The sequence below is a fragment of the Treponema endosymbiont of Eucomonympha sp. genome (assembly GCF_001028545.1).
Genome location: NZ_BBPW01000639.1, coordinates 1 through 450, shown reverse-complemented (window position 1 = coordinate 450; position 450 = coordinate 1). Strand labels below are relative to the sequence as shown.

1 protein-coding gene is annotated in these 450 nt (G+C 56.7%); it reads right to left on the bottom strand.

The genetic code is table 11. The features are described 5' to 3' along the window. A partial coding sequence (locus AWU74_RS12265) for a hypothetical protein (protein ID WP_238580279.1) occupies positions 1–428 on the bottom strand: 428 nt, incomplete at its 3' end. Positions 429–450 lie beyond the last annotated feature (22 nt).

The window sequence follows — 450 nt, the reverse complement described above, 5'->3', positions numbered from 1 at the left end:
GGTATCGCCTCTGGTGCGAACTCCGGTTTGCCCATATCCACGCGCACCGACGACACGCTGCCGTTCTGCTTATAGAGCAGCAGCTTTTTTATCCCTGAATTAGTCTCGACTGTCATCTCAGCCGTATGCGCGGAATCGCTTCGGGCACCGTTGATACTGGTGCATACTACGTCTCTATTCGCCAGTATATTGTGTGGGTTTTCGTCGACGCATAATGCGCCGCTGTGCGCCTGCGCGTCAGGACGTTTTTCACCACAGGGGGTGCTCTTGCTCGTTTGCATATTGTAAAGGTTCTTGCTGACACACGGTGCGCTCTCGCGCATCTGCTCGCCGCAAAGGATTTCGTCGGTGTCCGGGCATGCCGCGCCTATATTCGTCTGCGTGTCGTACAGGTATTTGCCGACGCAGCGTATCGCGTTGCCCGCCATAAGCCCTTCGGAACCGTCGCGG